General features: G+C 65.8%; 21 protein-coding genes. 17 read left to right on the top strand and 4 right to left on the bottom strand.

Annotation, left to right across the window (positions count from 1 at the left end; all coding sequences use genetic code 11):
- The first annotated feature begins 7 nt into the window (after positions 1 to 7).
- The 7 genes from dusB to B3T77_RS13635 all read left to right on the top strand — a co-directional run bounded on the left by dusB (position 8) and on the right by B3T77_RS13635 (position 8,911).
- Positions 8 to 1,063: a tRNA dihydrouridine synthase DusB gene (gene dusB, locus B3T77_RS13665; protein ID WP_292080242.1), complete on the top strand. Its 1,056-nt coding sequence runs from the start codon at positions 8 to 10 to the stop codon at positions 1,061 to 1,063.
- Positions 1,060 to 3,330, top strand: a complete 2,271-nt coding sequence (locus tag B3T77_RS13660; RefSeq protein ID WP_292080241.1) for a sensor histidine kinase NtrY-like — start codon at positions 1,060 to 1,062, stop codon at positions 3,328 to 3,330. The genes dusB and B3T77_RS13660 overlap by 4 nt, the downstream gene beginning before the upstream one ends.
- A 9-nt stretch (positions 3,331 to 3,339) precedes the next feature.
- Positions 3,340 to 4,746, top strand: a complete 1,407-nt coding sequence (locus tag B3T77_RS13655; RefSeq protein ID WP_284877410.1) for a sigma-54-dependent transcriptional regulator — start codon at positions 3,340 to 3,342, stop codon at positions 4,744 to 4,746.
- The gene (locus tag B3T77_RS13650; protein ID WP_292080240.1) at positions 4,746 to 5,606 is read left to right on the top strand and encodes a D-amino-acid transaminase; all 861 of its coding nucleotides are present in this window, start codon (positions 4,746 to 4,748) and stop codon (positions 5,604 to 5,606) included. The genes B3T77_RS13655 and B3T77_RS13650 overlap by 1 nt, the downstream gene beginning before the upstream one ends.
- A 101-nt stretch (positions 5,607 to 5,707) precedes the next feature.
- The gene (hfq, locus tag B3T77_RS13645; RefSeq protein WP_003164861.1) at positions 5,708 to 5,953 is read left to right on the top strand and encodes an RNA chaperone Hfq; all 246 of its coding nucleotides are present in this window, start codon (positions 5,708 to 5,710) and stop codon (positions 5,951 to 5,953) included.
- Positions 5,954 to 7,267 carry a GTPase HflX gene (gene hflX / locus B3T77_RS13640; RefSeq protein ID WP_039243657.1) on the top strand — a complete coding sequence of 438 codons (1,314 nt, stop codon included), beginning with the start codon at positions 5,954 to 5,956 and terminating at the stop codon, positions 7,265 to 7,267.
- 6 nt (positions 7,268 to 7,273) lie between these two features.
- Positions 7,274 to 8,911, top strand: a complete 1,638-nt coding sequence (locus B3T77_RS13635; RefSeq protein ID WP_292080239.1) for a Na+/H+ antiporter — start codon at positions 7,274 to 7,276, stop codon at positions 8,909 to 8,911.
- A gap of 3 nt (positions 8,912 to 8,914) precedes the next feature.
- On the opposite strand, the gene B3T77_RS13630 is transcribed toward B3T77_RS13635, so the two are convergent.
- From B3T77_RS13630 to B3T77_RS13620, 3 genes are read right to left on the bottom strand one after another with little or no spacing between them, the layout of a single operon-like run.
- Positions 8,915 to 9,571, bottom strand: coding sequence for an HAD family hydrolase (locus B3T77_RS13630; RefSeq protein WP_292080238.1), 657 nt, complete (start codon positions 9,569 to 9,571; stop codon positions 8,915 to 8,917).
- Positions 9,572 to 9,581: 10 nt separating this feature from the next.
- On the bottom strand, positions 9,582 to 10,376 hold the full coding sequence (gene mazG / locus B3T77_RS13625) for a nucleoside triphosphate pyrophosphohydrolase (RefSeq protein WP_292080237.1): 795 nt from the start codon (positions 10,374 to 10,376) through the stop codon (positions 9,582 to 9,584).
- Entirely contained in the window at positions 10,373 to 11,734 is a 1,362-nt protein-coding gene (locus B3T77_RS13620; protein WP_292080236.1) for an MFS transporter, read from the bottom strand. The genes mazG and B3T77_RS13620 overlap by 4 nt, the downstream gene beginning before the upstream one ends.
- 105 nt (positions 11,735 to 11,839) lie before the next feature.
- Between B3T77_RS13620 and B3T77_RS13615 the strand changes: the two genes are divergently transcribed.
- The 4 genes from B3T77_RS13615 (at position 11,840) to ygiD (ending at position 14,595) form a co-directional block, all read left to right on the top strand.
- Positions 11,840 to 12,697 carry a D-alanyl-D-alanine carboxypeptidase family protein gene (locus B3T77_RS13615; protein WP_292080235.1) on the top strand — a complete coding sequence of 286 codons (858 nt, stop codon included), beginning with the start codon at positions 11,840 to 11,842 and terminating at the stop codon, positions 12,695 to 12,697.
- Positions 12,673 to 13,131, top strand: coding sequence for a hypothetical protein (locus B3T77_RS13610; RefSeq protein WP_292080234.1), 459 nt, complete (start codon positions 12,673 to 12,675; stop codon positions 13,129 to 13,131). The genes B3T77_RS13615 and B3T77_RS13610 overlap by 25 nt, the downstream gene beginning before the upstream one ends.
- Positions 13,132 to 13,229: 98 nt before the next feature.
- Positions 13,230 to 13,832: an NAD(P)H:quinone oxidoreductase gene (wrbA, locus tag B3T77_RS13605; protein ID WP_292080233.1), complete on the top strand. Its 603-nt coding sequence runs from the start codon at positions 13,230 to 13,232 to the stop codon at positions 13,830 to 13,832.
- Between the two features lie 4 nt (positions 13,833 to 13,836).
- Entirely contained in the window at positions 13,837 to 14,595 is a 759-nt protein-coding gene (gene ygiD, locus B3T77_RS13600) for a 4,5-DOPA dioxygenase extradiol (protein ID WP_292080232.1), read from the top strand.
- On the opposite strand, the gene B3T77_RS13595 is transcribed toward ygiD, so the two are convergent.
- Entirely contained in the window at positions 14,596 to 16,149 is a 1,554-nt protein-coding gene (locus B3T77_RS13595) for an AMP-binding protein (protein ID WP_292080231.1), read from the bottom strand.
- A 183-nt stretch (positions 16,150 to 16,332) separates the two neighbouring features.
- Here B3T77_RS13595 and lipA point away from each other — a divergent pair, with 183 nt between their 5' ends.
- From lipA to B3T77_RS13565, 6 genes are all read left to right on the top strand, one after another.
- A complete protein-coding gene (lipA, locus tag B3T77_RS13590) occupies positions 16,333 to 17,295 on the top strand; it encodes a lipoyl synthase (RefSeq protein WP_066551415.1) in 963 nt (320 codons plus the stop codon).
- 7 nt (positions 17,296 to 17,302) lie between these two features.
- Positions 17,303 to 17,755, top strand: coding sequence for a type II toxin-antitoxin system RatA family toxin (locus tag B3T77_RS13585; protein ID WP_292080230.1), 453 nt, complete (start codon positions 17,303 to 17,305; stop codon positions 17,753 to 17,755).
- On the top strand, positions 17,752 to 18,867 hold the full coding sequence (locus B3T77_RS13580) for an NAD(P)/FAD-dependent oxidoreductase (protein WP_292080229.1): 1,116 nt from the start codon (positions 17,752 to 17,754) through the stop codon (positions 18,865 to 18,867). Before B3T77_RS13585 ends, B3T77_RS13580 begins: the two co-directional genes overlap by 4 nt.
- Positions 18,864 to 19,415, top strand: a complete 552-nt coding sequence (locus tag B3T77_RS13575; RefSeq protein WP_039243667.1) for a sugar O-acetyltransferase — start codon at positions 18,864 to 18,866, stop codon at positions 19,413 to 19,415. The genes B3T77_RS13580 and B3T77_RS13575 overlap by 4 nt, the downstream gene beginning before the upstream one ends.
- Before the next feature lie 133 nt (positions 19,416 to 19,548).
- On the top strand, positions 19,549 to 19,731 hold the full coding sequence (gene rpmF / locus B3T77_RS13570; protein ID WP_026108365.1) for a 50S ribosomal protein L32: 183 nt from the start codon (positions 19,549 to 19,551) through the stop codon (positions 19,729 to 19,731).
- A gap of 109 nt (positions 19,732 to 19,840) precedes the next feature.
- Entirely contained in the window at positions 19,841 to 20,461 is a 621-nt protein-coding gene (locus tag B3T77_RS13565) for a hypothetical protein (RefSeq protein WP_292080228.1), read from the top strand.
- Positions 20,462 to 20,509: the final 48 nt, after the last annotated feature.

Raw genomic sequence — 20,509 nt, 5'->3', positions numbered from 1 at the left:
GACGGAAATGCCCAAGACCTTGCAAATCGGCGATGTGACCGTGCCCGGCCAGGTGCTGATGGCGCCGATGACCGGCGTGACCGACCTGCCGTTCCGCGTGCTGGCCTCCAGACTGGGCGCCGCCTATGTCGCGACAGAGATGGTGGCGGCCAAGGAACTGGCGCGGGCGCGGCCGGACGTCGTGCGGCGCGCCGCCGTGGGGGCCGGTCTGCCGTTGACCGTCATCCAGCTAGTCGGGCGTGATCCCGAACAGATGGGCGAGGGGGCGCGCATGGCGGAAAAGGCCGGGGCGGACATCGTCGATCTGAACTTCGGCTGTCCGGCCAAGGAGGTGACAGGCTCGGCCGCCGGTTCGGCCATGATGCGGACGCCCGATCTGGCGTGTCGGATCATGGAGGCGGCTGTGAAGGCGACCGATCGGCCGGTCACGGTCAAGATGCGGCTGGGCTGGGACGACGAGAGCCGGAACGCCGCCGAACTGGCCCGCCGCGCGGAAGCGATCGGCGTCAAGGCGGTCACGGTGCATGGCCGCACGCGAAAACAGTTCTACACCGGGCAAGCGGATTGGGACGCGGTCGGGAAGGTGAAGGCGGCGGTCGGCATTCCCGTCATCGTCAATGGCGACATCATCACCGCGGATGAAGCGCGCCAGGCCTTGGCGCAGTCCGGCGCGGACGGACTTATGCTGGGACGGGGTGTCTATGGACGGCCGTGGCTGGCGGCGCACCTTGAACGGGCGCTGATCGACGGCGTGGCGCTGGAGGAACCCGGACCCGAAGAGCGGCTGGCGATCGTGATCGAGCACTTGCGGGCGTCGTCCGAGTTCTACGGCCTGCCGCTGGGTCTGAAGATGTTTCGCAAACATCTGGGTTGGTACATCGAACAGGCGCCGTGGCCGGCCGATCCGCAACACCGTCGTGAGGCGAAGGCAAGAATTTGCCGCCTGGATGATCCGATGGCCGTCGAAGACGCCATGCACGAACTGTGGCGGCTGGATTTGCCTCGAGATGGCAAGTCTGCTGTTGAAAATGGGTCACAGGTGTTGGAGACTGCTGTGGCATGACGGATACGCCTTCAGCACGCACCGCTTCGCCCGACCTCGTGTCGGATGACGCGTCGTTCTGGGGGTGGGTCGATAGCGAACGCGCGCGGACCGGCTTCGGACTGGCGTTCTTTCTGGCTGTCGCGATCACGGCGGCGGCCATCTGGCTGGTGGCGGTCGCCCCGGGCGCCACATCGGGTTCGGCGCGCGGATCGAGCAGCCAGATCGCGCTGATCGTGCTGGCCGCCAATCTGCTTTTGATTTCCGGCTTGGCCATCATTGTCGGTCGGCGCGTGCTGACCTTGGTGCGCAGCACCGATGAAGCCGGATCGCGCCTTCACCTGAGGTTCGTCGCCCTGTTCTCGATGGTGGCCCTGGTCCCGTCGGTGCTGATCGCCCTGGTGTTCGGTGTGCTGGTCAATCGGGGCGTGGATCAATGGTTCAGCCAGAACGTCCAGGCCTCGGTCGAGAACGGAGCGATCGTGGGCCGCGCCTATATCCAGGACGTCTCGGCCGCAATGGATGCTGACCTGGTCACGATTTCGGATCAGTTGGTAAGCGCGAGAAGCCTGTTCGCCGATCGCATCCAGTTTAACGATGCTCTAGGCCAAGTTGGAGACATCTTCGGCTATCCCGCCATCTACATTCTGGATGGCAAGGGCGAGGTGCTGGCTCGCGCTGAAAAGACGGGCGCGCCTCCCTATCTTGCGCCGCCGCGCGATGAACTTGCGGCCGCCGCTGAAGGCGGGCAGCCTCCTCAAACCGTCACACAGCATCCAGACGCCGTCCGGTCGATCATCGCCCTGCCAGCCTATGGCGACGCCTATCTTTATCTGGTGCGTCCGCTTCAGGACGGCCTTGTGGCACGAATGAACACGTCGGTTCAGTCGATCCAGGCTTATCGAGAGGCTCAAGAAAGCCGCGCCCGGATCCAGTCGGCCTTCATCCTCAGCTATCTGGAAACGGCGCTGCTGGTGCTGGTCGGGGCGGTGTGGCTGGGAATGTCGGCAGCCAGCAGCATCTCCGCGCCCATTGGTCGTCTGGTGAAGGCGGCGGGACAGGTCGCGGGCGGCGACTTCACCGCAAGGGTCGACAGCGACGGCGCCCCGGCCGAGATCGCCACCCTATCGGACGCCTTCAACCGCATGACCGGCGATCTGCAGGCTCAGCAGGCCGCGCTGAAAGCCGCGAGCGACGAGGCGCATGATCGCAGCCGGTTCATCGAGACGGTGCTGTCGGGCGTTAGCGCCGGTGTCATCGGCTTGGACAAGCGTGGGCGGGTGTCGGCGATCAACGACAGCGCCCTGCAACTGCTTCACATCGACGACGCCGAGGTTCTGGGTCACGAACTCGCGGCCCTGTCGCCAGAGCTGAGCGATCTGGTTCGGCGCGCCGAGGCTCATATCGAGGAAGACATCGACGTCAGCCGGGGCGGAGACACGCGGCGGCTGCGCGTTAGGATCGAAGGTGGCTTGGGTGGGGAGATGGTCCTGACCTTCGACGACATCACCCGCTTGGTGACGGCCCAGCGAAACGCGGCTTGGCGCGACGTGGCCCGTCGCATCGCCCATGAGATCAAGAACCCGCTGACGCCGATCCAGCTGTCGGCCGAGCGGTTGAAGCGGAAATACCGCGCGCGGATCGGCGAGGATGTCGAAATCTTCGACCGGTGCACCGACACCATCATCCGCCAGGTCGGAGACATCGGCCGCATGGTCGATGAGTTCTCTTCCTTTGCTCGCATGCCGGCGCCGCGGTTCGCGCCCGAGAACCCGGCCGAAATGCTGCGCGAGGCGGTGTTCGCCCAGCGGGTCGCCGCGCCTGACATCGTCGTCGATATCAGCGAGCCCCTGCCCAAGGCGACGATACAGGCCGACGGCCGCATGGTGGGGCAGGCGCTGATCAACATCCTCAAAAACGCCGGCGAGTCGGTTGCAGCGCATAGGCTTGCGGCAGGCGAGGCGGCGGCGTCGGATCGTGCGGGCGTGATCGCGTCGCTGACGATCGACGACGGCGCCGCGACCTTCATGATCGAAGACGACGGCGTGGGTCTGCCGACGCGCGATCGCGATCGCCTGACCGAACCCTATGTGACCACGCGCGAGAAGGGCACGGGCCTGGGCCTGGCCATCGTCAAACGCATTTGCGAGGACCACGGCGGCGAGCTGAAGCTGGCCGACGCCAAGACCCTGCGCGGCGCACGCGTGTGCATGATCTTCCCCCTGAAACCCCACGGTAAAGGCGGCGAGGGCGCGGAGCGCAAGCTCCAGACCCTGGCCGCCGAATAGCGAGGCAAGATGCGACCAACCGGTTCCGACATTCTCGTTGTCGACGACGAGGCCGACATCCGCGACCTGGTGTCCGGCCTGCTTGAGGACGAGGGCCATGCCGTGCGCGTCGCCGCAAACTCCGACGAGGCCCTGGCGGCGATCCGGGCAAGGAAGCCGTCGCTGGCGATCCTGGACATCTGGATGCAGGGCGGCGGGCTGGACGGGCTGGAGCTGCTGGAAGTGGTCAAGGAACTGGACCCTGACCTGCCGGTGGTGATGATTTCCGGTCACGGCAACATCGAGACGGCGGTGACGGCGCTGAAGCGTGGCGCATATGACTTTATTGAAAAGCCGTTCAAGTCGGATCGGCTGGTTGTCGTGGTCGAACGCGCCATCGAGGCGGCGACGCTAAGGCGCGAGAACCGCCGCCTGCGCGCGGCGACCATGACGCCGTCGGGTCTGATCGGCCGATCACAGGCTGCGCAGGCCTTGCGCAGCACCATCGCCAAGGTGGCCCAGGCCAACAGTCGGGTGCTGATCGCCGGACCGGCCGGCTCGGGCAAGGAACTGGTGGCGCGTCAAATCCACGAAGCCAGCCCGCGCGCGCGCGCCGAGTTCGTCGCGATTTCGGCCGCCGGCATGACGCCGGAACGTCTGGATGTCGAACTGTTCGGCGAGGAGGGGCAGGACGGCCGCCCGCGCAAGATCGGCGTGTTCGAACGCGCCCACAACGGCACGCTGTACCTGGACGAAATCAGCGACATGCCGCGTGAGAGCCAGAGCCGCATCCTGCGCGTTCTAGTGGACCAGCGGTTCCGGCGTGTGGGCGGCGAGCAGGACGTTCAGGTCGACGTCCGTGTGGTGACCTCGACCTCGCGCGATCTGAAGGCCGAGATCGCAGAGGGACGTTTCCGCGAAGACCTGTTCCACCGTCTGAACGTGGTGCCGATCCGTGTCCCGCCGCTGTCGGAACGGCGCGAGGACATCGCCGAACTGGTTGAATATTTCGTCGACACGATTAGCGCTTCGCAAGGTCTGCCCAAACGCATCGTTGGGGACGATGCGGTGGCGGTGCTGCAAGTCCATCCTTGGCCCGGCAACATCCGCCAGCTGCGCAACAATATCGAGCGGCTGCTGATCCTGGCGACCGGCGATCCGGCCGAAACGATCACCGCCGACATGCTGCCGCAGGAGGTGGCGACCTCGAACGGCGGGACGGCGAACCTGGGCGGCGAGCGCACCATCGCCCTGCCGCTGCGGGAGGCGCGCGAGGTCTTCGAGCGGGAGTATCTGGCGGCGCAGATCATGCGGTTCGGCGGCAATATCTCGCGCACCGCGGCTTTCATCGGCATGGAGCGATCGGCCCTGCACAGGAAGCTGAAGTCACTGGGCGTCTCGCCTGCGCGCGGCGGCGAAGAGGACGAGCCGGCCTGATGTCACGCGTCGCCTATGTGAATGGCGCATATGCCGCGCATGGCCAGGCCGTGGTCCATATCGAGGATCGCGGTTTCCAGTTCGCGGACGGCGTCTACGAAGTCTGGTCGGTCTTCGACGGGCGGCTGGCCGATTTCGAAGGCCATATGAGCCGCCTTCACCGCAGTCTGAGCGAACTGAAGATCGACGTTCCGATGAGCGCCGGTGCCTTGGGCGTTGTTTTGCGCGAGACCGTGCGGCGCAATCGCGTACGACACGGCATGGTCTATCTGCAGGTCACACGCGGCACGGCGCCGCGCGATCATGGCTTTCCGATCGATATCGCGCCCAGCGTTGTCGTGACCGCCAAGTCGATCGATCGGGCGCGAAATCAGCGTCTGGCGCAGAACGGCGCGGCCGGCGTCACCCAACCCGATATTCGCTGGGGGCGTTGCGACATCAAGACGGTCGGCCTGCTGCCGAATGTGCTGGCCAAACAGGCGGCGCGCGAGCGCGGCGCCTATGAGTGCCTAATGTACGACGACATGGGGCTGATCACCGAAGGCGCATCGACCAATGCGTGGATCGTGGATGAGCACGGCAGGCTGAGAACGCGGGACATCCAGGCCAATATCCTGCGGGGCGTCACGCGAGCAGCCGTCCTCGAGCTCGCCGCCGCCGAGGGTGTCGAACTGGAAGAACGCGCCTTCTCGGTCGACGAAGCGAAACGGGCGCGCGAGGTGTTCGTCACCGCCGCCAGCGCCTTCGTTATGCCGCTGGTTTCGCTGGACGGCGTGAAGATCGGCGACGGCCAGCCTGGCCCGGTCGCGACCCGCCTGCGAGAACTCTATCTTGAACAGGCGCGTCGAGGGGCCATTTAGGGCGTTGCCCGAGCGGCCGGGCGGCGGTTAAGGTCGCGGTCGGCTGCATCGGCCCCGCCGCTCCCACGGCGACAAACAACGAAGAACAGGAAAAACCTGCCATGTCGCAAGACAAACGTCAGAACCTTCAGGACACCTTCCTCAACTCGGTCCGCAAGACCAAGACGCCGCTGACCATCTTCCTGGTCAATGGGGTCAAATTGCAGGGCATCGTGACCTGGTTCGACAACTTCTGTGTCCTGCTGCGCCGCGATGGCCAGTCCCAGCTGGTGTACAAACACGCCATCTCAACCATCATGCCGTCCGCGCCCGTGCAGCTGTACGAGCCCGACGCCGAAGAAGACTGATTGACCCAAAAACTGATCGACCACACCGTCCCGCTGATCCGGGCGGTCGTCATTCACCCCGACCGACGCTCGGACAGTCCGCGGCTGGCGAGCGAACGGCTTGAGGAGGCGGCGGGCCTTGCTCGCGCGCTGGACCTCGACGTGCGCGCCGAAGAGATCGTGCGGCTGCGCAGCACCACGCCTGCGACACTGTTCGGCACGGGCAAGGTCGAGGAACTGGCCGCGCTCGTGCGCGCCGCAGACGCCGAGGCTGTCATCATCGACGACGCCCTGACGCCGGTGCAGCAGCGCAATCTGGAAAAGGCGTGGGAGGTGAAGGTCATCGACCGCACCGGCCTGATCCTGGAGATCTTCGGACGTCGCGCGCGGACCAAGGAGGGGCGGCTTCAGGTCGAGCTGGCGCGGCTGGATTATGAGCGGTCGCGTCTGGTGCGAACCTGGACCCACCTTGAGCGGCAACGTGGCGGCACCGGTTCGACCGGCGGGCCCGGCGAAACCCAGATCGAGCTGGACCGGCGTCTGATCGCCGACAGGATCGTCAGGCTGAAGTCCGAATTGGAAGAGGTGCGACGCACGCGCGGCCTGCACCGCAAACAGCGTCAGAAGGCGCCGTTCCCGACGATCGCCCTGGTCGGCTACACCAACGCCGGCAAGTCGACGCTGTTCAACCGGCTGACGGGGTCGGAGGTCTTCGCCAAGGATCTGCTGTTCGCCACACTGGACACGACCCAGCGCACCATCCGGCTGCCGCAAGGGCGACCGGCTATTGTGGCGGATACGGTCGGCTTCATCTCCGACCTGCCGCATGAATTGGTCGAGAGTTTCCGCGCCACGCTGGAGGAGGTCGGCGAGGCCGATCTGATCCTGCATGTCCGCGACATCGCCTCGCCCGACAGCGCGGCCCAGGCCAAGGACGTCGAGGCTGTGCTGAAACAGATCGAGACGCCAGAGGGCAAGACGCGCCGGGTGCTGGAGGTCTGGAACAAGATCGACCTGCTGGACGACGAGGCGCGCGAGACCGTGCTGGGTCAGGCCGAACGGTTGGCGAAGGACGGTGAGGCGGTCGCCGTCTCAGCCTGGACGGGGGAGGGGATCGAGCCTCTGCGCCAGATCATCGCCGGCCTGATCGACGATGATCCCGAGACGCAGCTGACGCTCGAGCCGCATCAGGGCGACGCCTTGGCGTGGCTGTACGAACATGGGCGGGTCACGGCTCGCGATGCGGACGAGCTTGGCCGTACTCACGTCACGGTGCGGCTGCACCCTGCCGCGCTCGGGCGATTCGAGCGCCTGTATCCCGACCTGACCGACTGAGTTTTCATGCATCTGATCGAAACCGTCCTGCTTCTGCTGTTGGCCGTGGTGGTGTCGGGTTCGATCGCGCGGATTACGCGCATCGCCTTGCCTTTGGTTCAGATCGGGCTGGGCGCCGCCATCGTGCTGATCACGGGCAAGACGGTCGATCTTGAGCCCGACATTTTCTTTCTTCTGTTCTTGCCGCCGCTGCTGTTTCTGGACGGCTGGCGAATTCCCAAGGAAGACCTGTTTCGCGACCGGGCGGTGATCCTTGAGCTGGCGCTGGGGCTGGTGCTGTTCACCGTCGTCGGTCTGGGTTTCCTGATCTGGTGGATGATCCCGGAGATGCCGCTGCCGGTGGCTTTCGCCCTGGCCGCCATCCTGTCGCCGACCGATCCCATCGCGGTTCAGGCGATCGCGGCGCGAGCGCCGATCCCGAAGCGCCTGATGCACATTCTGGAAGGCGAGTCGCTGTTGAACGATGCGACGGGCCTGACCTGCATGCGGATCGCGGTCGCCGCCGCGACGACTGGGGCGTTTTCGATCGGCCACGCGGTGGGGACGTTCGCCTGGCTGGCTCTGGTCGGGGTCGCCGTCGGCGTTCTGGTCACTATGGCCATCAGCTACGCCAAGAGCTTCGTCAGCCGACGCTGGGGCGAGGACGTGGGCGCGCAGATTCTGGTCAGCCTGCTGATCCCGTTCGCCGCCTATCTGGTGGCGGAAGAATTGCACGCGTCCGGCATTCTGGCGGCGGTGGCGGCCGGGGTGACGATGAGTTTCACCGAGCGCGGCGGCATCGCCGGCCAGTCGATGGCGATGACGCGGATCAGGCGCAGCGTCGTGTGGGACACGGTTCAGTTTGTGGCCAACGGCATCATCTTCGTCATCCTGGGCGAACAGATGCCCTCGATCATGTCGCGCGCGGCCGAGGTGGTGGCAGGCACCAGTCGGCCCGAGGTCTGGTGGCTGGCGGTCTATGTGTTCGGCATTGTCGCCACCCTGGCGGCGCTGCGGTTCGTCTGGGTTTGGACCTCGCTGAAGCTGACCCTGTTTCGCCGCCGCCATCGTGGGCCGCCGGCCAAGGTCGGTCTGCGGCTGACCATGGTGATGTCTCTGGCGGGCGTGCGGGGCGCGATCACTCTGGCGGGTATCCTGACCCTTCCATTCGCCTTGGGCGACGGATCGCCGATGCCGTCGCGGAACCTTGCGATCTTCCTGGCGGCGGGTGTGATCGTGGTTTCGCTGGTGGTGGCGACCTTCGCCTTGCCTAGACTCCTGAAGAACGTCGAACTGCCGCCGGAGCCGTCGCACGAGCAGGAAGAGGATCGCGGCCGGGTCGCGGCCGCTTCGGCCGCCCTGCGTGCCATCGAGGACGCCTCGCACGCCATGGCGGAGGGCAAGCCCAACCCCGACCTCTATTCCGACATCGCCGGCCGGATCATGGAGACCTATCGCCAGCGGATCGAGACCCACACCCGCACGGACGAGGAAGACGCCGCGCTGACGCGCAAGATGGACGATATCGAGCGTCGTCTCTGGCTGGCCGGCTTGGCCGCCGAGCGCGAGGAGCTGCGTCGATTGATGAGGGCGCGTCAGCTGGATGAGGTGACGGCCAAGAAGCTGTTCCGTGACGTCGATCTACAGGAACTGCGCTACCTCTGAGGCTCAGCGATCCATGAAGGCGGAGACGGCCGCATAGCTGTCGGCGATGCAGTGGGCGCCGCGGGCCGTCAGGCGCTCGGCATGGCCGTCGCGAACATGGCCGCCCGCCGTCAGCCCCACGACCGTCATACCGGCCGCGACGCCGGCCGTGACGCCCGCCTCGCTGTCTTCGATCACCAGGACGCGGGACGGATCGACGCCCATCGTCTGGGCGGCGTGCAGGAAGATGTCCGGGTGGGGCTTTCCGCGCTCGACCACCAGGCCGGTAAAGACCGCGCCGTCGAAATGATCCGTCAGGCCGAATAGGTTCAGGCCGACGCCGATCCAGTCGGGGCCGCTGGACGAGGCGATGCAGCGAGGTTCGGTCCGGGCGGCGACGAAGTCCAGCAGACCGGGCACGGGCTCAAGCTGGTGCGGCGCGCGCTGGCGACAGGTCGCAAACCATGTGGTGTGGAAGTCGTCAGGGCAGGCACGACCCAAGGCCGCCTCGACGACCGGCCGATTGTCGCGCCAGCGCTTGCCGGTATAGGCGGCCAAGACGTCGTCGAGCGAGGTCGGCAGACCGATGGCGGTCAGTTGCTCGGCCATGACGGTGCTGTTCAGCACCTCGCTGTCGGCGACCACGCCGTCGTAGTCGAAAATGATCAGGTCGTAGGTCACGCGGGGTCGCTCAGGCTTCAGGCGCGGCCTTTTCGGCGACCTTTGCGGCGTCCCAGAGGCGGTCCATCTCGGCCAGGTCCGATTGGTCGGGCGTACGGCCGTCCTTCGCCAGCTCGGCCTCGATGAAGCCGAAGCGACGCACGAACTTCGCGTTGGCCGCGCGCAGGGCGTCTTCGGGTTCGACGTCCAGCTTGCGCGCCAGGTTGGCGACGACGAACAGAAGATCGCCCAGCTCTTCGCGCGCCTTGGCCTTGTCGCCGGCGGCGATCTCGACACGCAATTCCTCCACCTCTTCGGCCAGCTTGTCGAACACCTCGTCGGTGGAAGGCCAGTCAAAGCCGACGCGACCGGCGCGCTTGGTGAGCTTGGCGGCGCGGGTCAGGGCGGGCAGGCCGACCGGAACATCGTCCAGGACGCCCGGCTTCTTGCGGTCCTTGCGCTCGGCGGCCTTGATGGTTTCCCAGGCAACGGTCTGCTCCTTCGAGGAGCGCTGCGCCTCGTCGCCGAAAACGTGCGGGTGGCGGCGCTTCAGCTTGTCAGCGATGGCCGTGACCACGTCGTCGAAAGCGAACAGCCCTTGTTCCTCAGCCATGCGGGCGTGGAAGACGACCTGGAACAGCAGGTCCCCCAGCTCGCCCTTCAACTCACACAGATCGTTGCGCTCGATGGCGTCGGCGACCTCATAGGCCTCCTCGATCGTATATGGGGCAATGGTGGCGAAGGTCTGCTCCACGTCCCAGGGGCAGCCGCCGTCGGGATCGCGCAACCGCTCCATGACGCCGAGCAGACGGTCGATCGGTCTCAACGGCGGGCTCCGTCACGAGCTTCCAGGGCGAGGCGGATTTCATCGTGCCGCTTCGGCGTCAGGGGATAGCCCTTCAGCACCCAGGCGGCGGCGGCCAGCAGCAGGCCCGGAACCAGGATGAACAGAATCTGGAGCGTTAGCAGGGAAAAGTCGCTGTTGCCCGTCGGCCCCGGCACGGCCTTGAAGCCCACGCCTTGCAGGATGAGATAGGGAATCAGCGCGACCACGTGACCGATCTTGGTCGTCGCGGACAGGATGGAGAACATCAGTCCGGTGCGGTCCACACCGGTCTCCAGTCGCACTTCGTCGCCTGCATCCGCCATCATGGCGCGCAACAGGAACAGGCCGGCCGCATAGGGCAAACCGGCGATGAACATGGCGCCTGCCGTCAGCATGAAGTTGCCGCCGGGAACCAGGGTGGCGGCGATATAGAGGGCCGCGAAGATGAGGCTGGCGACGGCCAGGGCCTTGTCCTTGCCGATCCGCGTGGCCAGCCAGGCCCAGATTGGCGCGCCGCACAGACCGGCGACGAAATAGAACAACATGAACAGGCCGGCCTGGCTGTGGTCGTAACCCTTGATCTGTCCGAAGAAGAAGAACAGCAGCGAACCCGTGATGCCTGGCGCGACCCCCAGCAGCAGGTCGGCGATCAAGAGCTTCCGGACCGTGGGCATCTTTAGCAGGCCCAGATAGGCGCTGGCGCCGCCATGCGGCTGATCGCCCGCATTGACGGGTTCGGGCACGGCGACCATGGCCAGACCGATGGTGACGGGCAGGGCGATCAGGATGGCCCAGCCCATGATGCGCACGCCGTCGGCATAGTTCCCGATGCCGGTCTGAACCACCACGGTCGGCAGCACCAGAATCAGGATCACGCCGATGATGTTGAACACCTGCCACCAGCCATAGACGCGGCTGCGCTGGTCATACTGCGGCGCAAGCACGGCGGCCCACCCGAGTTGGCCCAGGGTGCCGATTGAGAAGCCGAGATAGAGGACCAGCAGCCAGCCGAACAGATAGGCAGGTCCGGCGCCCGGTTGGACCACGACGAACATCATGAAGGCCGACAGCATCAGGATCGGCGTCGAAATCGCCATCCACGGACGATAGCGACCGAACCGCGTCTTGGTCTTGTCCATGCCCCAGCCGATGAAGGGGTCGAAGACGATGTCGATCAGGCGCACGGCCATGAAGACGGCCGCCACGACTCCCAGCTCCAGGCCTACATAGGTGGCGTAGAATTCCGGCAGGGTGACGGGCAGGGCGACGCCAAAGGCCGCCAGCGGCAGGCACGGGCCGGAAAAGGCCGCGAGCACGGCGTTGGAACGGCGGGGTGCGGTCGGCGCGGCGGTGGACATGCGTCGGTCCGAAAGGCGCGGCGCGAGTCGGCCGCGCGTCACCATGCCAGCGATCGGTGACGCATGCACTTGTGAGATCGACCGGCTTGGGGCTTCCTGTGGGACATGTGGCGAAGCCTTTTTGCGTTCCTGTCCGTTTGCTTCGTTCTGACGTTTGCCGGCGGCGCGCGTGCGGCCGGGCCCTGTCACACCAACGCCGACGGCTGGCAGGCGCAGGGACTGGCGAACGCTGCGTCGGCCTACGGCATGGAATGGGCGCCGTTCGGGGCGGCGGAGTGGGGGTGGCAGGCCTATCTGCCGCTGATCCAGCGCGAACTGCATACGACCTGCGGACCCGGCACGCCGATCTTCGCGTCACAACTGGCGGGGTTTCAGCAGACGCACGGCCTGGCGCCGACCGGCCTGTTCGATGCGGCGACATTCCAGGTGTTTCGCGGCCTTTGGCAGGAGCGGCGGCCGTTCGTCATGGCACGCGTCGGGGGAGCCTGTCCCGAGCCGCCGCCGATCAATCAACTGGGCTATCTGGTCGCGTCCGAGGAGCATGCAGACCGTCTGACACGTCTGCTGCGCCGCGACGTGCTGGACGCCTATCGCCGGCTGGTCGCGGCCGCGCGGGCTGAAGTTCCGGAGGTGGGGGGCGATCCCGAACTGCTGCAGATCTTCTCCGGCTTCCGCGATCCCGAGGCGGACGCGGCGCGCTGTGCGCAGCAGGGCAACTGCGACGGCCTGCGTCGTGCCGTCTGTTCACCGCATCGGACGGGCACGGCGGTCGATCTTTACGTCGGCCAGGCGCCGGGTCTGGGTGTCGATTCCACCACCCCGGCCAGTCGCGAATATATGGCGCGGTCGGCGACCTATCGCTGGCTGGTGACGAACGCTGGGCGTTTCGGCTTTGTGCCCTATGTCTATGAGCCGTGGCACTGGGAGTATGTGAAGCCTTGGGATCCTTCGTTCGCGCCCTGACCGAAGCTGAGAAAGCGCTGGCGCGAGAGGCGTTCGGCGCCGCGATCGACTTGGCGCCCGTCCGTTTGATCGGTTGGCCGTTCCGCCGCGCCTTTGTGGCCGGACGCTGGTTCGGGCGAGACTGGATCGTGTGGCCGCAAGCGCAGCTCGCCTCCGACTTCGCGGCAGCGCCTGTTCGCATGCAGGGCGTCCTGATCCATGAACTGACGCACGTCTGGCAGGCCCAGCAGGGCGTCAATCTGCTGTTCGCAAAGCTGAAAGCTGGGGACACCTCCGCCTCCTACGCCTACCGCGTGGAACCGACCTGCCGGTGGGACGCGTTGAACATCGAGCAGCAGGCGATGGTGATGGAGCATCGTTTCCATTGTCGCCGCGGTCGCCCCACGCCGGGCGACAAGACCTTTTACGAGACCGTTTGTCCCTTCGAGACTTGATTTGATTTCGGGGACTTGCGGAACCGCTGGCAGCGCGCCAGGTTAGCAACGGTCGTTGTTGCGAATAACGACCCTTGTCATTCAACGGAGCCTCCTCGATGCCGAAAATCCTCGTCCTCTATCATTCGACCTATGGTCACCTGGAAACCATGGCCGAGGCGGTCGCCGAAGGCGCGCGCGAGGTCGAAGGCGCAATCGTGGACATCAAGCGCGTGCCGGAAACGGTGCCGGAAGAGCTGGCCAAGGCCTCGCACTACAAGCTCGATCAGAAGGCGCCGATCGCCAAGATCGATGATCTGAAAGACTATGACGCCATCATCATCGGCGCCGGCACCCGCTTCGGATCGGCCGCATCGCAGATGCGCGCCTTCCTGGATCAGGCCGGCGGCCTGTGGTTCTCGGGCGCCCTGATCGGCAAAGTGGGCGGCGCGTTCACCGCGACGGCGACACAGCACGGCGGTCAGGAGACGACGTTCCAAGGCCTGCACAACTTCTTCATGCACCACGGCATGCCGGTTGTGGGTCTGCCCTATTCCTTCCAGGGACAGATGACGCTGGACGCCATCCACGGCGGTTCGCCCTATGGCGCATCGACGATCACGGGCGGCGACGGCTCGCGTCAGCCCAGCGACGTTGAGCTGGACGGCGCCCGGTTCCAGGGCAAGCATATCGCCGAGCTGGCCAAGAAGCTGCACGGCTGATCCGATGCGCCAGCCCGCCGTCTTCTTCGGCCACGGTTCGCCCATGAACGCGCTTGGCGGTCCCTATGGGGCCGCCTGGCGTGCGCTGGGCGAAGCGATCGGCAAGCCCAAGGGTGTGGTGATGATCTCTGCCCACTGGGAGACGCGCGGGCTGGGCGTCACCGCGCAGGAGAAGCCCGAAACCATCCATGACTTCGGCAACTTCCCGCGCGAACTTCATGAGATGCAGTATCCGGCGCCCGGGTCGCCCGCCTTGGCGGCGCGGGTGTCGGCGCTGACCGGGGCCGTCCAGACGCAAGCGTGGGGCCTGGATCACGGGACCTGGTCGGTGCTGTGCCATGTGTGGCCCGAAGCGGACGTGCCTGTGGTGCAGTTGTCGCTGAACCGCGAGCTGACGGCGCGTCAGCATTACGACCTGGCCAAGGCGCTGAAGCCGCTGCGCGACGAGGGGATCGTCATCGCCGGCTCGGGCGATTTCGTCCACAATCTGCGGACGTGGAAACGCGAGGACGGCGCAGAGCCCTATGCCTGGGCGACCGGCTTCAACGAGGCGGTGAAGACGGCGTTCGAACGGGGCGACCATGATGCGCTGATCGACTGGGTGGGTCTGGCGGAGGACGCGCAACTGAGCGTGCCGACCGACGAACATTTCCTGCCTGTGCTTTATATCGCCGCCCAGCAGGAGCCGGGCGAGGCGGTCAGCTTCTTCAACGACCGCATCGACGGCGGCTCGATCTCGATGACGGGCGTCCGGATCGGCTGATCAGGCCGCCTTCTCGGCCTCGACCATCTTCTGGATCGACACGTAATCGGTCTTGCCGGTGCCCAGGACGGGGACCTCGGCGACCTTGACGATCTTTTTCGGCACGATCAGTTCGGGCGCACCGTTGGTTCGCGCCCATTCAGCCAGGGGCGCGACTTCAGCGTCTGCGTGGTCAGTGACGAGCACCAGCTTCTCGCCCTTGCGGCTGTCCGGAATCGACACCACGGCGTGGCGCTGATCAGGCCAGACGGCGCCAGCGATCCCTTCGACGGCGGTCAGCGAGACCATCTCGCCGCCGATCTTGGCGAAGCGCTTGGCGCGGCCGCGGATGGTGACATAGCCGTCGTCCGTCACATCGACGATGTCGCCGGTGTCCAGCCAGTCGTCGCCGATCGGATCCCACTGCAGGGGCTCGGCCGAGGTGACATAGCCGCTCATGACATTGGGCCCGCGCAGCATCAGGCGACCGCCTGCGTCGATGCCCTCGACCGGCTCCAGCTTCCAGTCGATGCCGGGCAGCACCTGACCGACCGTGCCGGGGGCGTTGCGGTCAGGATGGTTGACGGCGATGACGGGCGAGGCCTCGGTTGCGCCGTAGCCTTCCAGCAGTTCGACGCCGCCGAACTTGGTGTTGAACAGGGTACGGGTCTCCTCGCGCACCTTCTCGGCGCCGGCGACCACGAACTTCAGCGTCGAGAAGTCGTTCGGTTCGGCGACGCGGCCGTACTGGTTCAGGAAGGTGTCGGTCGCGAACAGGATCGATGCGTTCACCTGGGGCAGCAGGTCGGTGATCTGTTTGGCGTGCAGCGGCGACGGATACTGGAAGGCCTTCAACCCTTGCAGCAGCGGCAGGATGACCCCGCCGGTCAGGCCGAAACAGTGGAAGGTCGGCAGGGGATTGAACATCACCCATTCGGGCAGCAGGTCGATGTGGGCCGCCACCTGACGCGCATTGGCGACGAGGTTCTTCTGGCTCAGCACGACGCCCTTTGGCGTGCCGAAGCTGCCGGAGGTGAACAGGACGACGCCCGGCGCATCGGGATCCGTCTTCACGCGGAACCGCTTGGGCGCCGCGCCGGCGGCGAGGCCGTAGAGCTTGTCGGCCAGACCGATGGTCTTGCGCACGTCGTCCAGCCAGACGACCTCGGCCACCGTCTTCAGTTCGACGATCAGGTCGTCCAGCTTGGCCTGGTCGATGAAGCGTTTGGCGGTCAGCACCTTCTTGACGCCCGAGGCCTTGATCGCCGCTTTCAGATTGGCCTCGCCAGCGGTGAAGTTCAGCATCACCGGCACACGACCGTGGGCGTGCAGACCGAAGAAGGTGACAACGACGCCCATGGACGACGGCAGCAGGATGGCGACCCGCTCGCCCTTATCGGTCATGTTGGCGATCTTGCGGCCCAGGACGAAGGCGGCGCGGATTAAGCCGGTGTAGGTCAGCGGATGCCGGTCCTGATCCTCAAGGATTTCCTTGTCGCCGAACCGCGACCGCGCATCGATCAGGGCGTCGATCAGGGTCGAGTCGTAAAGCGAGGGATCCAAGGCCTGGCGCAAGCGCGTCTCCTACGGAGGACGCGGGCGGCCCTCTCTGTTGTTCGGGCGACTGTCATTAATGACGCCGCGTCATCTTGAAAAGATGCGTAACGTCGCGTGAGTTCCGATGCGCGATCATGCCTGCGGCAAGTCTGTTACCCGGTGTGCCTTGCCTAAACGGCCTCAAAGTCCGAAATACCGGCCATGGTCACCCTGATCGACACCCTTCAGCGCAAGCCGTCCGAGCTGCGCCACCCCGAAAAGCAGAACCGGCCCGAGTCGGTCGTTCTGAAAAAGCCCGACTGGCTGCGGGTCAAGGCGCCGGGCTCTGGGCAATACAACGCCACCAAGGAGATCGTTCGTTCCAAGGGGCTGGTGACGGTGTGTGAAGAGGCGGCCTGCCCGAACATCGGCGAGTGCTGGAGCCAGAAACACGCCACCCTGATGATCATGGGCGACACCTGCACGCGGGCCTGCGCCTTCTGCAACGTCAAGACGGGCTTGCCTCAGCCGCTGGACCCGGAAGAGCCGGGCAAGGTGGGCCTGGCCGTCCAGCAGATGGGTCTGAACCACGTCGTCATCACCTCGGTCGATCGCGACGATGTGGCCGACGGCGGCGCAGCCCACTTCGCCGAGGTGGTGCGCCAGATCCGCATCCAGGCGCCGGACACCACCATCGAGATCCTGACGCCTGACTTCCTGCGAAAGGATGGGGCGGCCGCCGTGATGATCGATGCCAGACCCGACGTCTTCAATCACAATTTGGAGACCGTGCCGCGCCTGTATCTGAAGATCCGGCCCGGCGCGCGCTACTTCCACAGCCTGCGCCTGTTGCAGATGGTCAAGGAGCGGGACCCGAACCAGTTCACCAAGTCCGGCATCATGGTCGGCCTGGGCGAGACCAAGGAAGAGGTCATGCAGGTGATGGACGACATGCGGTCCGCCGGCGTCGACTTCATCACCATCGGCCAGTACCTGCAGCCGACGCGCAAACATGCCGCGATCGACCGCTTCGTCACGCCGGAAGAGTTCAAGGCCTATGAGGCGATCGCCCGGGCCAAGGGCTTCCTGATGGTGTCGTCCAGCCCGCTGACGCGTTCGTCGCACCACGCCGGCGACGACTTCGCCCGGCTGAAGGCGGCGCGCGAGGCGCAGCTGCGCCGCTAAGTCCCGCATGGCCGTCCACCGCGTCACGCGCATTCTTCCCTATGCGCCCGAACAGCTTGCCGATCTGGTCGCCGACGTGCGCGCCTATCCCGACTTCGTGCCGTGGGTGACGTCGATGCGCGTCTGGAACGCGCGCGAGGAAGGCGAGGGCGTCAGCCTGAAGGACGCGGAGGCCAGCGTGGGCTTTTCCTTCCTGAAGGAGCGGTTCTCCACCTGGGTCCGGCATGATCGTAATGCGTCCAAGGTCGAGGTCGGCCTGTTGCGCGGACCGTTCAAGCACCTGAAGAACCGTTGGGAGTTCTTTCCCCATCCGGACGGCACGCGGCTGGAGTTCATGATCGACTTCGCCTTCAAATCCCGGATGCTGGACATGATGCTATCGGCCAACTTCGACCGTGCGGTGGAAAAGCTGATCGGCTGTTTCGAGGCCGAGGCGAAACGGAGATACGGCGTCCGATGAGTTTCGATTTCGACGCGACCGTCGTGGGCGCCGGGGCTGTGGGCCTGGCCTGCGGACGGGCGCTGTCGAAACGGGGCCTGACGGTGCTGGTGTTGGAGAAGGAAGCCCACATCGGCCAGGGCGTCTCCTCCCGCAATTCCGAGGTCATTCACGGCGGGCTCTATTATCCGACCGGTTCACTGAAAGCCCGCTTCTGCGTCGAGGGACGCCGCGCGCTCTACGACTTCCTGGCCAGCCGCAAGATCAACCACTGGAAATGCGGCAAGCTGGTTGTGGCGACGCAAGAGGCCGAGGTCGAGCGCATCGAGGCCATCTTCGAACAGGCGACGGCGAATGGCGTCGAGGGGCTGGCGCATCTGACCGGCGCCCAGGCGCGGGCGCTGGAGCCGGAGCTGAACGCCCACGCCGCCATCCTGTCGCCCGAGAGCGGCCTGTTCGACAGCCACGGCTATATGCTGGCTCTGCAGGGCGAGATCGAGGATGCGGGCGGATCGGTCGTGGTCTCGGCGCCGTTTGAGGGCGCAGAGCCCCTGACGGGCGGCGGCTTCACGATCCGTGTCGGCGGGGAGGGGGCGATGCAGGTCACGAGCCGCCTTTTGGTCACCGCGCCCGGACTGTCGGCCCAGGCTGTGGCGGCGTCGATCGAAGGCTATCCACACGGAGACATTCCCGCCGGGCATTTCGGCAAGGGCGTCTATTTCCGGCTGACAAGCAAGGCGCCGTTCGACCGCCTGATCTATCCGCCGCCCATCCCCGGCGCGCTGGGCACCCACTATCGCAAAGATCTGGGTGGTCAGGCCGTGTTCGGCCCCGATCTGGCCTTTGTCGAAACCGAGGATTACTCGGTTGATCCTGCCAAGGCCGAAGAGTTCGCCACCTACATTCGTCGTTTCTGGCCGGGTCTGCCCGACGGCGCCCTGACGCCGGACTACGCCGGCATTCGGCCCAAACTGCATGGGCCGGGCGAGCCGCAACCGGACTTTCAGCTTCATGGCCGCGAACATCACGGCATCAATGGTCTGATGGCCCTGTTCGGCATCGAAAGCCCGGGCCTGACCAGTTCGCTGGCCATCGGCGAAGCGGTCGCTGACGCTCTGACGGAGGATGCGTGACCGAACGCGAGAAGATGCTGGCGGGCTTGCCTTACGATCCGGGCGATCCCGATCTGCGCGATGGTCGCGCCCGCGCCGTGGCCCTGACCGTCGCCATCAACGCTGAGCCGGATCGAGACCGGCGCGGCGCCCTGGTCAACGAACTGGTCAATGCGGCCGACGGCAAGGCGATCATCATGCCGGGCTTCTTCTGCGATTATGGCGTCAACATCCATTTGGGCGCGCGGGCCTTTGCAAACGCCAACTGCGTGTTCCTGGACTGCGCCGAGATCCGTATCGGCGACAACTTCCAGGCCGGGCCAGGCGTACAATTGCTGACGCCGGAACATCCGCTGGACGCGGTCGCCCGCCGGGGCGAGGAGACGGCGCGGCCGATCGTCATCGGGGACGACGTCTGGATCGGCGGCGGCGCGATCGTTCTGGCGGGCGTCACCATCGGCGATCGTTCAGTGATCGGCGCGGGATCGGTCGTGACGAAGGACGTGCCGTCCGACGTGGTGGTGGTCGGCAATCCTGCGAAGATCGTCCGGCGTCTGACGCCTGCTTAAACGCCTTGAAATCGTCGCGCGGTTCATGCATAAGCCGCGCCTCGCGTGGCGGTCTTGAGGGCCGCCGCTATTGTTTTCGCGCTAGACGGAGCTCGGCTCTGGGCGGCGCCCGACTTAGAAGATTGAGACGGACATGGCCGTTCCGAAGCGCAAAGTATCTCCCTCGCGTCGCAACATGCGCCGCGCCCACGACGCCCTGACCTCGAACGTCTACGTCGAGGACAAGGACACCGGCGAGCTGAAGCGCCCGCACCACATCGACCTGAAGACCGGCACCTACCGCGGTCGCCAGGTCATCACGCCCAAGGAAGACTAGTCTTTCAGGCGACCCCGACTTCAGTCGGATGACGATTTAGACGGCGCGCGGTGACCCGCGCGCCGTTTTCGTGCGTTCAATGCGGTGAAGCTTCCATTGGAGACGCCGCATGATGATTCGTTTCACCGCCGTAAGCGCCTGCGTGCTGCTGACCCTCGCCGCCTGCAATCGCCCGGAGGAGCGCGTCTCGGAGCCCGCCGCCACACCGGTTGCTTCGGCGAACGAGACGCCCGCGACATCCGCAGCCGATCCGAATGCTCTGACGGCCGAAGGTCTGGGCCCGGTGCGAATCGGCATGACGCGCGCCGAGCTGGTGAAGGTCTGGGGCGAGGACTCTCAACCGAACGCCGTCGGCGGCGCCGAGCCCGAAGTCTGTGACCAGTTCCATCCCGCGAAGGCGCCCGCCGATGTGCAGGTGATGATCCAGAACGGCGTGCTGACGCGAATCACCCTGGCGCGCGGTGCGACGACGAAGACCGATCGTGGATTCGGGGTGGGCGATACGGCCATGGCGATCAAGCAAGCCTATGGCGGCGCCGTCTTCGCCCAGCCGCACAAATACCAGGAGGCGCCGGCCGAGGATCTGTTCGTCTGGTCGAAGGGCGGATCGACGACCTATGTCACCGATCCGTCGGCGCGCGGCGTTCGATATGAGATCGGCAACGACGGCAAGGTGATGATGGTCCACGCTGGCGATCCCTCCATTCAATTGGTCGAAGGCTGTTCCTGACGCCCGGCGACGATGTCGGCATTGGCGTTTGGCGGGGAGGCGGCTAAA

The organism is Brevundimonas sp. UBA7838, from assembly GCF_002500885.1.
Classification (GTDB): domain Bacteria; phylum Pseudomonadota; class Alphaproteobacteria; order Caulobacterales; family Caulobacteraceae; genus Brevundimonas; species Brevundimonas vesicularis_C.
Note: the sequence above shows the minus strand (reverse complement) of the source record. Positions and strands in the feature narration are given on the sequence as shown.